Raw genomic sequence first — 14,507 nt, forward strand, 5'->3', positions numbered from 1 at the left:
CGTTGAGCTGGTCAGGCCATCCCACGAGTATCTTCAGGACAGAAATGAGCCAAACGCCACTCGACGAGATCGGGGACGGCCGCCGCCTTGAACTGCTCGTCAACGCAATCGTCGATTACGCCATCTTCATGCTCGACATCGACGGCACCGTGAGAAGCTGGAACGCGGGGGCCGAGCGTCTCAAGGGATATTCCGCCAGCGAGATCGTCGGCCAACCGTTTTCAGTGTTCTACACGCCCGAGGACCGCGCCGCAGATTTGCCCGGGAAGGCGCTGGCGACGGCACGTGAGACCGGACGCTTCAATTCCGAAGGATGGCGCGTCCGCAAGGATGGCAGGCGGTTTTGGGCGCTCGTGGTGCTCGATGCCATCAAGGACGAGCAGGGTCGGTTGATCGGCTTCGCCAAGGTGACGCGTGACATCACCGAACGTCAGCAGGCCCATCTCGATCTGTTGGAGAGCGAGCGACGCTACCGCCGATTGATCGAGGCCGTCATCGACTATGCCATCTTCCAGCTCGACCGCGAGGGCAACGTGGCGAGCTGGAATCCCGGCGCCGAGCGCATCAAGGGCTACGCACCGAATGAGATCATCGGGCGCCACTTCAGCCAGTTCTATACGCCCGAAGATCTCGAAATCGGAGTTCCGAAACGCGCCTTGGCGGAAGCTGCCGAGCACGGCCGCTTCGAGGCTGAAGGCTGGCGCATGCGCAAGGATGGGTCGCGCTTCTGGGCGTCGGTCGTCATCGATCGGATCGTCGACGAGGAAGGCCACATCATCGGCTTTGCAAAGGTCACCCGCGATCTCACCGAGCGCAAGCATGCCCAGGACGAGCTCAAGCAGGTCCAGGAGCAGCTGCTTGCGTCTCAGAAGCTCGAAGCCGTCGGGCAGCTCAGTGGGGGCATCGCGCACGACTTCAACAATCTGCTCATGATCGTGCTTGGGAATATCGAAACCGCCGAGCGCAATGCCCGCCAATTGGCCGGCAGCAGCAATCTGCAGCGCTCTCTAGCGCATGCCAAGCGTGGCGCCCAGAGAGCTGCGGCGCTCACCAGCCGTCTCCTGGCTTTCTCCCGCCGGCAGGCGCTCGATCCCAAACCGATCAACGTCAACAACTTCCTCAATGGCGTGCAGGAATTTCTTCAGCGCACACTGGGCGAGCGCATTGAGGTCGAGGCGGTCGGGAGCGCCGGACTCTGGCAAATCGAGGCCGATGCCAATCATCTCGAATCGGCCATCATCAATCTCGCGATCAACGCCCGCGACGCCATGCCGGAAGGCGGCAAGCTCACGGTCGAGGCCGTGAACGTCGCGGCCGACGACGATTACAGCCGGCGCAATCCCGAGCTGTCTCCCGGCCAATACGTCGCCATCTGTGTGACCGACACCGGAAGCGGAATGGCTGCGGACGTCGTCGACCACGCCTTCGAGCCGTTCTTCACGACCAAGGAGCCGGGCCACGGGACCGGGCTCGGACTCAGTCAGGTCTACGGCTTCGTCAAGCAGTCCGGCGGGCATGTCAAGATCTACAGCGAGATCGGCCACGGCACGAGCATCAAGATGTATTTCCCGCGCTACCACGGCGCGCTCCAGGCGGCCGTGAGCGAGCCGGACGATGTCTTGCCTGAAGGAGAAAAGGTCGAGACCATTCTCGTCGTTGAAGATGACGCCGACCTCAGGGCCTACGTGTCCGATGTGCTGCGTGATCTGAACTACCGCGTCGTTTCTGCCCCGAGTGCCCAGGGAGCGCTGACGATCCTGTTGCAGGAGGAGCCCAAGGTGAACCTGCTGCTCACCGATGTCGTCATGCCCGGAATCAATGGGCGTGAACTCGGGAGACGGGCGCAGCAGATCCGGCCGGGATTGAGGATCCTCTACATGACCGGCTATTCCAGGAATGCCGTGGTCCATCAGGGACGGCTCGATGAAGGCGTGGACCTGCTCGAAAAGCCGATTTCCCAGGCAAAGCTGGCGCTGCGCGTGCGCGAGGTACTGGACCGGCCGCTTAAGGAATGAAGGTCACTCCTTGACGTCCCGCCGCGCCTTCGAGGTCACGAAGATGCGCCACGCCGTCAGGAACATTGCGGCGACGAGTGGGCCGATGACGAAGCCGTTCGCTCCTAAAACCGCAAGGCCGCCCAGGGTGGCAAGCAGCACGACATAGCTCGGCATTTGGATCGACTGGCCGACCAGGATCGGGCGGAGAAAATTGTCGGCAAGACCGATCACGAAGGTCCCGAAAGCGAGCAGGATGATGCCCTTCGTGACCGAGCCGGCCACGAGCAAGTAGATTGCGACCGGAACCCAGACCAGGGCGGAGCCGAGCACGGGCAGCAGCGAAAGCAGCGCCATGACGGCGCCCGCGAGTAACGGCGCAGTCAGGCCGAGCAGCCAGAAGATCACCCCGCCAAGCGCTCCCTGGATCAGGGCAACCAATATGATCCCTTTGATCGTCCCGCGAACCGCCAGGGTGAAGGCATCCAGGATCTCGGCGGTCTGGCTCGGCCGCAGCGGCAGCGCATCGCGGAGGCGTATATTCAGCTCGTTACCATCGCGCAGGAAAAAGAACAGCAGGTACAGCATCACGAGCAGGCTTGCGACAAACTCCAATGTCAACTGACCGAAGTTGATCGCATGGCCGGCCAGTTGCTGGCCGGCCGGGACGACCAGGCTCGACAGGCGCTCCTTCATCGCCGAGAAATCAATGCCGGCCAGGCGATCCGAGAGGGAAGCAGCCCAGTCGGGCAGCGCGGATTTCAGCTGCTGCAGGGGATGAGCCAGATTGATCTCCCCGGACTGAACGCGCTGATACAGCTCGCCTCCCTGGTCGACGAGCGAAGCGATGATGACCCCGACGGGGATCAGGACCATGACGACCACGACGACGACGGTGGAAAGTGCAGCAACGTTGCGCCATTTCGGGAACATTTCTACGCAACGTCGATAGAGCGGCGCGAAAATGATCGCCAGCAGCGTGGCCCACAACAATGCGCCGGAGAATGGCCAAAGCAGCCAGCCGAACGCGACGGAGATCACGCCAAGCCAGACGAGGAATGAGCGGTCTTCCGATGTTCTCACGTGTCGCCGGCCTCCAGTCGCACCTCTCGGGACGTTGGTACCACAGGACTGTGGCGGAGCGGCAAGTCGCGCCCCGCCTCCGTCGCGACGGTGGGCCGAATTGGATCGGTCACTTGCCGGTGTTCGCAGCCCAATCGGCAATCTTGATGCGTCCCGCAAAGGTGGCGGGGCCGGAGCCGCCGGCCTTGTAGACGAAGGCTTCGCCTTCCTGCACGTCGCCAGCCTCCTTGCCGAAGGCATCTGCGATGTTGGTCTTGTGGGTGACCAGGAACGTGTTGGTGCCGGCTTTCGGCGGCGCGTCGACGAGCTGACGCACGGCCTGGCCCGCCTTTGCATTGGCGCCGGTCGGGTTTGCCATTCCCGATGCGCTGGCGTTGCTGCTGTCCGTCAACGCGTCAACCGGCTTGACCTCGCGGCCGGAGATCAGCTTGCCGGCCTCGACCGCGCGGTTCAGCCGGCTGGTGTAGACATCGCCGATCGGAACCGCGAGCTCCTTGACGGCCGCCCCGATCTGGCGGGCCATGTCCCTGCCCTTTTCGCTGAGCTGACGCTGGGCACTCATGTCGTCGAACTTGAAGGGATAAACGTCCTTTTGGCTGTCGTCGGTGGCGGTGTGCCGAAAGATCAGGACAAAGCCGCCTTGCTTGAGCGAGGCGATGAGCTCCGGCGTATCGGCCACGGCGTAGCGGGGCATTCCAGCGAGAAAAACAACGAGCGCGAGGCGGCAAAGCACGTTCATGCGCAAAGTCCTTCGTTGCAAAACGCCCCCAGCTGATGGTGACGCGCAAGGCGGTCGATTTCAATTATCGACTGCTCGCCGCGATGAAGGTTCCCGCGAAATTCCGGGTCAGACCGCCAGCCGCCGTGATGCCGCCAGGCCAGCCAGCGCCTCTTCAAGCTTCTCCCGGTCGAGCGGCTTGATCAGAAATCCGTTCATGCCTGCCTCGAAGCAGGCATAGCGATCCTCCGCCAGCGTGTTGGCGGTGAGCGCGAGGATCGGCGTGTGATGGCTGCCGGTGGCGGCCTCATGCGCGCGGATGCGTTTCGTCGCCTCGATGCCGTCGAGCTGCGGCATCTGGATATCCATCAGCACGAGATCATAGGGCGTGCCGGCCGATGACGCGGCGAGCCAGGATTCCAGCGCGGCCTCGCCGTGGACGGCGATGACGACGCGATGGCCGAGTTTCGTCAGCAGCGAGCGCATCAAGAGCGCGTTGATCTCGTTGTCCTCGGCAACGAGGATCGACAAGCCCTTTGCTTGAGTCGCGCCGGCCGCGTCGGCCGGTGGTTCCGGCGCGAGATCGGGTGAGGCGACCTCCGGCGTCCGCGCGAGGCGCGCGGCGAGCGAGGCTGCCCGCAGCGGCTTCACCAGAAAGCCGGTGAAGGCCGGCGACAACTTTTCATGGCGCGAGCTCGACGTCAGCAGCACGAGACGCTGTGGCGCATGCGTGCGGGCCATTTCGCCCAGGCGGTCGGCCATGGCAGGGCCGATCGCACGATCGATCAGCACTGCGTGCCATGAGCGTTCGGGCAGCAGCGCTTCGGCGACCGCTGCATCCGCAACCATGCAGGTCTGGCCGCCCCAACGCTCCAGGCGCCGCGCGATCAGCGAGGCCTCGATGCCGTCGGCGACCAGGAGCATCGACTTGCCGGCGAGGTCGGGACTCGGAAAGGCCGTCTGTCCCGCGCTGGCTTGCGACGGCGGAAGCGGCACCGCGATCTCGAAGGTCGAGCCCTTGCCCGGCTCGCTCGTGAGCGTGATCCGGCCGCCCATGCGCCTTGCGATGCGCTCGCTGATGGAAAGGCCGAGCCCGGTGCCGCCATAGGTGCGGGCGATGCGCTCGTCGGCCTGCTCGAACTCTCGGAAGATGCGTTGTTGTGCTTCCGGTGCGATGCCGATGCCGGTGTCGCGGACCAGGAAGCTGATCTCGTTCGGCCAAATGCCGGGTTCGACGATCAGCGCGACGCCGCCGTTGCTTGTGAACTTGATGGCGTTGCCGGCGAGATTGAGCAGAACCTGGCGCAGCCGCGCGGCGTCGCCGACGACTTCAAGCGGCAGGCGCTCGTCGACATAGGCCGCGATTTCGAGCTGCTTTGCCTGCGCGCGCGGCGCGAGCAGCTCGGTGATCTCCTCGACCAGGGTCGAGAGCGCGAACGGGCGTTGCTCGAGATCGAGCTTGCCCGCCTCGATCTTGGAATAGTCGAGCAGCTCCTCGATCAGCGCCATCAGGGCTTCGCCTGACGTCTTCACCGCTCTGGCGTAGGTCGTCTGCTCCGGCGTCAGATTGGTGTCGAGCAAGAGGCCGCCCATGCCGATGATGCCGTTCAGCGGCGTGCGGATCTCGTGCGAAGCCATCGCCAGAAAGCGCGATTTGGCGCGGTTGGCGGCGTCGGCCTGGTCGCGCGCGTCGGACAGCGCGCGCTCGGTCTCGGTGCGGTCGGTGACGTCGCGTCCCACGCTCTGCAATTCGGCGGGTTGCCCGGCGTCGAGGCGGACGTAGCCCTCGCGCCAGGCAATCCAGCGCGCGCCTAAGGGGGTTGCGATCTTCTGGTCGTGGATGCGCGTGCCGTTGCTCTCGCGCGCGCTGTCGCCCTGTTCCAGCACGTCGAAGTCGAAACGCGTGCCGACCAGCGCGCTGCGCACCTGTCCGGCGAGTGCACAATAGGCCTCGTTGGCAAAGGTGATGCGGCCGCTCGTGTCGCGCAGCACGATGAGGTCGCCCTGCTGTTCGAACAGGCTGCGGGCGCGTTCTTCCGCTTCCTTCAGCTCCCAATTGCGGTCGATCAGCGCCTCGTTGTGGGCGGCGAGCTTACGCAGCCGCTTGTTGACGAAGCGCAGGCGCATGCTCAAGGTCGCAAGGCCGAGGCAGGCGAGCGCGAACAGGAAGCTCGCGCCGATTGCAAAGGTGTGGGGATCGTAGCCGGAATTCTCGGACCGGCTGCCGGTCACGAAACCATAGGCGCCGCCGAAGGTCGCCGAGAAGATCATGAAGGAGCGGATCGCAAAGGCAATTCGGGGGTGCTGTCGCCTGAAGCGGCGCATGCGTACCTTGATCCGGAACGTCCGACCCATCGTCACCGACCCCGACTCTTTTCGAAAATCCTGCCACCCGCCGGCTGTGACGATGTCGCGCCGACCTTGCGAACAGCTTGAGGCTTTGGCGTTGCCTCCAAACAGGATTAACGAGGTGTTAACGCCTCAAAGCATGATCCGGAAAAGTGTTCGGCGGTTTTCCGAAAGATCATGCTCAAACTATTTACAGCGAGGCGGCCTGGAGCGGGAGCGGGCGATGGCCGCCATGGGCGCCGACGATCAGCGCCGCCGCCTCGCGCTGCGAGAACGATTTCGAGCGCACATAGATGCGGTAATCGGCCGGCCCTTCGGTGGAGAGATAGATCACCTGGCCGCCATCGACGGGCTGAGCGGCAATCGACACAAGGCGGGTCGACGGATTGGCCTGGCAGGAGTCCGGTTCGGAACCTAGGCCGTCGTCGACCACGGCGAAATCCGCGGCGTCGGCATCGTCGGTAATCTGGACCCGCACAGTGGCGTGCTCCGGATCGTCGGTGAAGGCGACGTGCACGCCGGCCGTCCAGAACAGTGAGGTCAGCTCGACCGAGGTGTCGCCGAGCGCGATGCAGGGATGTGAGACCGATCCGATCTCGCCGCGGGCGAATGCAACAGCCGCCAGGAGGGGAACAACCGAGGCCAGGATCTTGAAACGCAACATGACGCTCTACTCGCACAAGCCACTTGGGAACTCATCGGGCCTTATGGTTTGCAGAGCGTAAAGGAAACTCGTTACCGCCGGGTTGATGCGCAGAATGATCAAGCCAGCTGGCGTACATCCTCCGCGAGTGCGCGATAGGACAAAGCTTCGGCCAGATGCAGCCGGCCGATCTTGTCGGAATGATCGAGATCGGCCAGCGTGCGCGCCACCCGCAGCACGCGGTGATAGCCGCGCGCCGACAGCCGCATGGTCTCGGCGGCATCGCGCAGCAGTTTGGCGCCTTGCGCGTCAGGCTTTGCGATCTCCTCCAGCACGGAGGCGGGGGCCTCGGCATTGGTGCGGACATTGGGCAGACCGGCATCGGCATAACGTGCGAGCTGGATGTCGCGCGCCGCGGCGACGCGCGCGGCGACCTCGGCCGAGCCTTCCGCCGGAGGCGGCAGGATCAGATCGGCCGCGGTCACGGCCGGCACCTCGATGCGCAGATCGATGCGGTCCATCAGCGGGCCCGAGATGCGCGCCTGGTAATCGCCGGTGCAGCGGTCGATGCGGCCACGCTTGCAGGCATAGCCGGGCTCGAACGCGTTGCCGCAGCGGCACGGATTCATCGCCGCGACCAGCATGAAGCGGGCGGGGTAGGTGACGCGATGGTTGGCGCGCGACACGGCGACCTCGCCATTCTCCAGCGGCTGCCGCAGCGAATCCAGCACGCGCGGATCGAATTCGGGCAGCTCGTCGAGAAACAACACGCCCTGATGCGCCAGCGAGATCTCGCCGGGCTTGGCGCGCATGCCGCCGCCAGTGAGCGCGGCAATGCTGGCGGAATGATGCGGTGAGCGGAACGGCCGCCGCGCCGTCAGCGCGCCGCCTTCGATCTCGCCGGCGACGGACGCGATCATCGAGACTTCGAGCAGCTCACCCGGCGACAGCGGCGGCAGGATCGAGGGCAGCCGCGCCGCCAGCATCGATTTGCCGGCGCCGGGCGCGCCGATCATGAGCAGGTGATGCCCGCCGGCGGCCGCGATCTCCAGCGCCCGCTTGGCGCTCTCCTGACCCTTGATGTCGCGGAGGTCGAGCGTGGACGCGGCGGCCTCATGCACCTTCGGCAAAGGCCGCGACAGCACCTGCGTGCCTTTGAAGTGGTTGGCGATCTGGATCAGCGAGTGTGCTGCGATGATCTGGATGTCCGGGCTGGCCCAGGCCGCTTCGGAGCCGCAGGACGCCGGGCAGATCAGCCCTTCCTCGCGCATATTGGCGCCGATGGCGGCGGGAAGAACGCCGGCCACGGGCGCGATCGAGCCGTCGAGGCCAAGCTCGCCGAGCACGGTGAAGCCGGTCAGCGCATCCGGCGGGATCGCGCCGATCGCCGCCATCAGGCCGAGCGCGATCGGGAGGTCGTAATGGCTGCCCTCCTTGGGCAGGTCGGCCGGCGCCAGATTGACGATGATCCGGCGCGCCGGCAGCGCGAGGCCCGAGGCGATCAGCGCCGAGCGCACCCGCTCGCGCGCCTCCGACACCGCCTTGTCCGGCAGGCCGACGATGGCGAACGCCGGCAGGCCAGGCGCAACCTGCACCTGCACGTCGACCGCGCGGGCCTCGATCCCCTCAAAGGCGACGGTAGAAACCCGCTGAACCATGCTCAAACCAGCCTGCCCCTCTCGCACAATTAGGGGTAGCAGAGCCCGGCGCCTTCCGCAAGAACAATACGGGAACAATCCCGCAGGGGCGGCGAATCCTAAGCATTCGTAAACGCCAAGCCGACACTACGCTTCGAATGCCAGCTTCTGTCCTCAGCACATTCCAACGAATGTCCGCTACTCCTAGGGCTGCGGGATGGGCCGTGGTCAACGGGTGAACAATTCAAATGCTTGCAAATCGCCGGAGAAGCGAACGTCGGATGTGCAGCCGGCTCGCCAAGATCCATTTTGGCGCGGGGTCGCTGCCGCGGGACTGCACGATCACGGATATCTCGGATGGCGGCGTGAAAGTGGTGGCGGAATTCTTGGAAGTGCCGCCGCAATTCACCATCATCTTCGCGCCCGACTATTCCCGGCAATGCCGCCTGCGCTGGCGCATCGGCTGCGAGTTCGGCGCCGAATTCACCGACTAGGGTCCTTGGGAGCGCGTCCTTAACGGGACTTTAGCGTTAATCGGTAAGCATCTCTGATCAGTTGCCGAGTGATCAGAGTATGTCCAAGCGTTCGTCCCTCGCCTTTCCTGCGGCGAGATTGCTGCTTCCCGCACTCCTGGTGCTCACCCTCGGCGGTTGCCAGACCGCCGGCATCGAGGACGTGACCGGCGCGCTCGGCGTCAGATCGGAAACGGCTGATAAGGCCGACCCCACGCCGGACATGGACGCTTTGCGTGCGCGCTATCGCGCCAAGCCTGGTGATCCCGACCTTGCGCTCGCCTACGGCAAGGCGCTGCGCGAGAGCGGCCAGCGCGCGCAGGCGGTCGCGGTGATGGAGCAGGCCGTGCTCGGTCATTCCAGCAACAAGGCGCTGCTCGCCGGCTATGGCCGCGCGCTCGCCGACAACGGTAATTTCCAGCAGGCCTTCGACGTCCTCGGCCGCGCGCATTCGCCTGAAGATCCCGATTGGCGCATCCTGTCGGCGCAGGGCGCGGCGCTCGATCAGCTCGGCCGCAACGAGGAAGCGCAGCAATATTACGCCGCGGCGTTGAAGATCGTGCCGAACGAGCCGACCGTGCTGTCCAATCTCGGCCTGTCCTATATGCTGCAAAACAATCTGTCGAAGGCCGAACAGGTGCTCGGCCGCGCTTATCAGCGCAATCAGAACGATGCGCGGGTCCGCGCCAATCTGGCGCTCGTGCTGGGATTGCAAGGCCGCGAGGCCGAGGCCGAAATCCTCGTGAAGGCCGATCTGCCGCCCGATCAGGCCGCGGCAAAGGTCACTGCGCTGCGGCAGTTGCTGGCGAAGAAGCAGCAACGGGCGGACAAATAGCCCGCCCGCAGAGGTTCTTTTTCCACTTCGCTCGAAAAGGCTTCCAGCCCTTACGACGCCTTGCGATGCGGGGCTGATCCGCGCCCCGACCGGCCCTTCAGCTTCTTCAGCAGCGGCGCGAGCAACGAGCGCTTCGGCTTCTTCACCTCGCCGCGGCCGGCGAGGCGGTTCGCCATGTTCTGAAACAACTCGGTGGTGCGGTGATTCTTGGAGACTTCCGCGATCATCTGGCCGTTATTGGCCGCGGTCGAAAACAGTTTCGAATCGAACGGGATCACCGCAATCGGCTGGCTCTCCATGGTCTTGGCGAACGCCTTGACCTCGATCTCCGCGCGCTTGTGCATGCCGACCTGATTCAGGCAGTACAGCGGCGGCCGGTCGTTCGGTCGCGCTGCTTTCAGCACGCTCAGCATGTTCTTGGTGTTGCGCAGATTGGCGAGGTCGGGCTCGGCGACGATCGCGATGTCGTCGGCATTCACCAGCGCGCGCCGCGTCCACCCTGACCATTGGTGCGGGACGTCGAGCACGATGCAGGGCGTGGTCATGCGTAGCGTGTCGAATATGGCGTCGAAGGCTTCGGCGCCGAAATCGTAGACGCGGTCAAGGCTGGCAGGCGCAGCGAGGAGGCTGAGGCGCTCGGTGCATTTGGACAGCAGGCGCTCCATCAGCGCCGTGTCCGGCCGGTCCTGCGACAGCACTGCGTTGGCGATGCCCTGCGCCGGGTCCTGGTTGTAGTCGAGGCCCGCGGTGCCGAAGGCGAGGTCGAGGTCGATCACGACCGAATCGAGCGAAAGGTCGCGGGCGATGGTCCAGGCCACGTTGTGCGCGACGGTGGAAGCGCCGACGCCGCCCTTGGCGCCGACCACCGCGATGACGCGGCCGGTGATGATGGCCTCGGAGGCCGAGAACAGGCTGCAGATCGAGCGAACGACGTCGAGGGTTTCGACCGGTCCGACCACATAGTCGTTGACGCCGCGGCGCACCAGCTCGCGATAGGGCGCGGTGTCGTTGGGATTGCCGATCACGACCACGCGCGTGCCGGGGTCGCAGACGCCGGCGAGGTCGTCCAGTCCCTCGAGGATGTCGCGCGTGCCGTCGGATTCGATCACGATCACGTTCGGCGTCGGCATCGATTCATAGACTTCGATCGCCGCGGCAAGGCCGCCGTCCTTGGCGGTGAGATGCGCCTTGGCGAGCCGGCGGTCCTGCCCCGCCGCGGTCATCGCGGCGAGCGTCTTCTCGGTCTCGCAAAAGGCCTGCACCGAGATGCGAGGAACCGGCGCGATGTGTTCGTCGGGGTGCTGCGGATCGTCCGCGTCTTCGTCGTGGAGACGTGTCATTTGCCGGTATCGCTGAGTTTGGCCTTGTCGGAATCGGGTGAGGGGGTCGCGATCGGCGTGCCCTTGCGGTAACGCTCGAAGGCGATGTCGCGTCGTGCGGTATAGGCGGGGGTCTCGGCGCGCGGCTGCTCGAGATCGGCGGGGTTGTCGATCATGGCAGCGAGATTGCGCTGGCTGGCGCAGCCCAGATTAAAATAGGGCCGGTTCTCGTTGTAGCCGGGATCGAGGATGTTGGGCCCGACGTCTTCCGGCCACAGGCCGCAGGGGCCAGCGACGGCGGCAATCCGGGAATAGCTCAGACGGATGGTGGGCAGCAGCCCGGGATCTTCAGGGCGATAGGGATGCTGAACGATGGCGCGCGACGGCACGCCGCCGGATGCGAGCACGGATCGGATCTCCTGATAGGTTGCCGCCGCCGCGCGCGAATTCGCGCTGTCGACGGGGACATCGACGACGACGGAGCCGGTGCCTTCGCGCACCCAGTCCCGCGCGATGCCCGCGACGTCCGAATGCTGCGCGGCCGAGAGGCCGCCCCTCGCCTTGCCGACGAAGATCACGATCGACTTCTTGCCTTCCTGCACCGCGATCGGGTGGCGCTGACGATAGTCGGTCGGCACCGTCTGGGTGACGATCTCGCCGGTGGTGTTGCAGGCGCCGAGCACGACGGAAAGGCCGGTCAGTGCCAGTGCGATCCGCAAGTTGCGACGTCGATCGGCTGGTGTTGTCGTCATCGCCTGGTCCCCTCTTGCCCCGTTTCTTGTCCGGTCCCCAAAACCGTCCGTCTCAGTCGATGATGAAGCCGAAATCACCCGGCGTGCCGGCGATGGGATCGACGCGGCGCGCGATGCCGTAGAGACGGTTCATGCGGCCGAGCAGCGCCGACTGCGCGTCCGAAGCCGGTGCGAAGCCGTCGTCGGGCCGTGCCAGTTCTTTCTGGGCGACCGCGCGCACCACATAGGGCGTCACGATCACCATCAGCTCGGTCTCGTTGTTGACGAAGTCCTGGCTGCGGAACAGCGCGCCGATGATCGGCACCTGGTCGACGCCGGGCAGGCCGTTGACCGCCTGCTTGGTCTTCTGCTGGATCAGCCCGGCCATCGCCATCGAGCCGCCGGAGGGAATTTCCAGCGTGGTCTCGGCGCGGCGGGTCTGGATCGAAGGGATGGTGATCGAGTTGTTCGTTGTCGCGGACACCGCCTGAGTCAACGTGATCGAGTTCGTGTTCGACAGCTCCGAGACCTCGGTCATCACGCGCAGGCTGATGCGGCCCTCGCTGAGCACGACCGGGGTAAAGTTCAGGGAGATGCCGAACTTCTTGTAGGTGACCTGGGTAGCACAGGAGCGGGTGATCGGATCGCAGTTATAGCCTGCGGGGATCGGGAACTCGCCGCCGGCAACGAACGTGGCGGCTTCGCCGGAGATCGCGGTCAGGCTCGGCTCGGCGAGCGTGCGCATGACGCCGGCGCTCTCCATCGCGCGCATGGTGGCGCTGACGGTGGCGAAGCCCTTGGCGAGGCCGGCGACGCCGAGCCCGTTGCTGCCGACGATCGGTCCGCCCGAGACCGAGAACGGATTGGAATTGTTGAAATTCACTACCGCGGTGCCGGCGTTCAGGCTGGCGCTGAGATCGACGCCGAGCTGCTTGACGATGTCGCGGCGCACTTCGCCGACGACGACCTTGAGCATCACCTGGTCGCGGCCGCGCACGACGATGTTGTTGACGACCTTGTCCGAACCGCCGACCAGTTTTGCGGCGACGTCGCCGGCCTGCTGTGCCTCGACCGGGCTCGAAACCGATCCCGTCAGCATCACGCTGTCGCCGACGCCTTCGATCTGCACGCCGGGCAGGGACTGGCGAAGGGCCGCGCGCATGCCGTTGAGATCGCGCTTCACGGCGATGTCGTAGGCGGCGACCTGCTGGCCGTCGGCGGTGAAGAACACGACGTTGGTCTGGCCGACCTGGCCGCCGATGATATAGGCGCGCTGGGCCGAGCGGATGACGGCATTGGCGATCTTGGGATCGGCCACCAGCACGTCCTTGACCTCGCGGGGCAGGTCGATGACGACGGATTTGCCCACGCCAAGCGAGAGAAAACGCGACCTCGCGGGCGCGATCGTCGCGACCGGCGACACGTCGAGATCCGGCGCCTGCATCGGCGCCTGGTCACCGACCGGCGCATCCGCGGCGCTGACGCAGTCGGGGGCTGCGAGCAGCCCCAGCATCAGCATCGTCCCCGCCAAGAACGAGCGCGCGCGCTTCCCCCGAATGCGCAAGCCCGTCCGATCATCCCCGTCCTTCATGCTATCCCCATCATCACTTCTGTGACGTCAGTTGCCGCGCCTGCACCCCGTAGCGGATCACGTTGACGCCGTCGGAACGCTTGGCCGCCTGTTCCTCGACCGGACTCTCCACGGCCTTGGCATCGACGATGCTCCGCAGCGCGAGCTGGAGCGTGCCGCCCTGGCGCGCGGCCGACAGCGTGGCGACCTGGTCGGGCTTGAGCTCGAGCGTGACGGTCTTGCCGATCACGGCGTTCTGGCCGTCTTTTTCCTTCGGCGCCTGGTCGATCGCGAGCACGCGGATGTTGCTCAGGATGACCTCGGACAGGATGAGGTCGTTGCCGCCGCTCGCGCCATCGGGATTCTTCAGGCGACGGGTCAGGACGATGTCGACGTGGTCGTTCGGCAGAATGAAGCCGCCGGCGCCGGTCTCGGCTGAAATCTCGGTAGAGACGGCGCGCATGCCCGACGGCAGGATCGCGGCCATGAATCCGGAGCCTTCGGCCTTGACCAGCTTCTGCTCGCGGATCGGTTCGCCCTGCATCAGGGGGACGCGCGCGATCGAGCCGGCGATCTGCGTTTGGGCTTCGGGCCTGTTGTCACGGCGGATGAAGGCGCTGCTCGCAGTCGCCGCCGGCCAGGTCTGCCATTGCAGGTCTTCGGGCTTGAGGGCCTGGCCGAGCTGGATGTCGTTCTTGGCGATGAGGACTTCGACCGTCGGCAGCTTCTCGGCGACGGGCACAGCGGGCGCGGGCGCATTCTGATAGCTGCTCGCCAGATACGCAGCGACGCCGCCGGCGGCCAGCGCGATGACGAGAACGACAATGCGTGCGGTGTTCATACGCTTTTACTCATACGCGGGGCACTCGAACCGCACCTGGCGTGTTCCCCCGTGTCGATGAGTAGGGAGTAAAAGTATAAGGGGTGTTGCGAGGCCGAACGCGATGACCAGCCACGATGCTGGTTCTCGGCAGATGGTGAACGCGGCGTTATTCGGTCGGCCAGCGGCCCCGTAGTTTCACGCAGTGCGCGGCGCGCGCGTGGACGCGGCGCGTCATGGTGAACGGGTGGTTAGTGCGCGCCAGTGGCCGCGCGCATCGTCCGCAGCCCGGATGG

The 14,507-nt window shown here is 65.4% G+C and carries 12 protein-coding genes; 3 read left to right on the forward strand and 9 right to left on the reverse strand.

The features are described from left to right. Positions 1–44 precede the first annotated feature (44 nt). A complete protein-coding gene (locus IVB26_RS00125; RefSeq protein WP_247970084.1) occupies positions 45–2,015 on the forward strand; it encodes a hybrid sensor histidine kinase/response regulator in 1,971 nt (656 codons plus the stop codon). Positions 2,016–2,018: 3 nt separating this feature from the next. Here the strand turns inward: IVB26_RS00125 and IVB26_RS00130 are convergent, their stop codons facing one another. The 5 genes from IVB26_RS00130 to IVB26_RS00150 form a co-directional block, all read right to left on the reverse strand. Next, positions 2,019–3,077, reverse strand: coding sequence for an AI-2E family transporter (locus IVB26_RS00130; RefSeq protein WP_247970085.1), 1,059 nt, complete (start codon positions 3,075–3,077; stop codon positions 2,019–2,021). Between the two features lie 109 nt (positions 3,078–3,186). After that, positions 3,187–3,816: a histidine phosphatase family protein gene (locus tag IVB26_RS00135; RefSeq protein ID WP_247970086.1), complete on the reverse strand. Its 630-nt coding sequence runs from the start codon at positions 3,814–3,816 to the stop codon at positions 3,187–3,189. A 108-nt stretch (positions 3,817–3,924) separates the two neighbouring features. Further along, entirely contained in the window at positions 3,925–6,150 is a 2,226-nt protein-coding gene (locus tag IVB26_RS00140; RefSeq protein ID WP_247973378.1) for an ATP-binding protein, read from the reverse strand. Between the two features lie 184 nt (positions 6,151–6,334). Further along, on the reverse strand, positions 6,335–6,808 hold the full coding sequence (locus tag IVB26_RS00145; protein ID WP_247970087.1) for a hypothetical protein: 474 nt from the start codon (positions 6,806–6,808) through the stop codon (positions 6,335–6,337). 98 nt (positions 6,809–6,906) lie between these two features. Beyond that, on the reverse strand, positions 6,907–8,445 hold the full coding sequence (locus IVB26_RS00150) for a YifB family Mg chelatase-like AAA ATPase (protein ID WP_247970088.1): 1,539 nt from the start codon (positions 8,443–8,445) through the stop codon (positions 6,907–6,909). A gap of 227 nt (positions 8,446–8,672) precedes the next feature. On the opposite strand from IVB26_RS00150, the gene IVB26_RS00155 reads away from it, so the two are divergent. After that, entirely contained in the window at positions 8,673–8,918 is a 246-nt protein-coding gene (locus IVB26_RS00155; protein ID WP_091965316.1) for a PilZ domain-containing protein, read from the forward strand. Between the two features lie 79 nt (positions 8,919–8,997). Continuing rightward, complete coding sequence (locus tag IVB26_RS00160) at positions 8,998–9,771, forward strand: tetratricopeptide repeat protein (protein WP_247970089.1); 774 nt, start codon at positions 8,998–9,000, stop codon at positions 9,769–9,771. Between the two features lie 50 nt (positions 9,772–9,821). Here the strand turns inward: IVB26_RS00160 and IVB26_RS00165 are convergent, their stop codons facing one another. Genes IVB26_RS00165 through cpaB form a run of 4 tightly spaced genes read right to left on the reverse strand, consistent with a single transcriptional unit; the run spans position 9,822 to position 14,232 of the window. Next, the gene (locus IVB26_RS00165) at positions 9,822–11,111 is read right to left on the reverse strand and encodes an AAA family ATPase (RefSeq protein ID WP_247970090.1); all 1,290 of its coding nucleotides are present in this window, start codon (positions 11,109–11,111) and stop codon (positions 9,822–9,824) included. Beyond that, the gene (locus IVB26_RS00170) at positions 11,108–11,842 is read right to left on the reverse strand and encodes a CpaD family pilus assembly protein (protein ID WP_247970091.1); all 735 of its coding nucleotides are present in this window, start codon (positions 11,840–11,842) and stop codon (positions 11,108–11,110) included. Before IVB26_RS00170 ends, IVB26_RS00165 begins: the two co-directional genes overlap by 4 nt. Before the next feature lie 52 nt (positions 11,843–11,894). Then, positions 11,895–13,412 (reverse strand): type II and III secretion system protein family protein, encoded by a 1,518-nt coding sequence (locus tag IVB26_RS00175; RefSeq protein WP_247970092.1) that lies wholly within the window; start codon positions 13,410–13,412, stop codon positions 11,895–11,897. 13 nt (positions 13,413–13,425) lie between these two features. Beyond that, the gene (gene cpaB, locus IVB26_RS00180) at positions 13,426–14,232 is read right to left on the reverse strand and encodes a Flp pilus assembly protein CpaB (RefSeq protein ID WP_247970093.1); all 807 of its coding nucleotides are present in this window, start codon (positions 14,230–14,232) and stop codon (positions 13,426–13,428) included. Positions 14,233–14,507: the final 275 nt, after the last annotated feature.

Origin of the sequence: Bradyrhizobium sp. 195 (assembly GCF_023101665.1) — a bacterium.
In the GTDB taxonomy this organism is placed as follows: Bacteria; Pseudomonadota; Alphaproteobacteria; order Rhizobiales; family Xanthobacteraceae; genus Bradyrhizobium.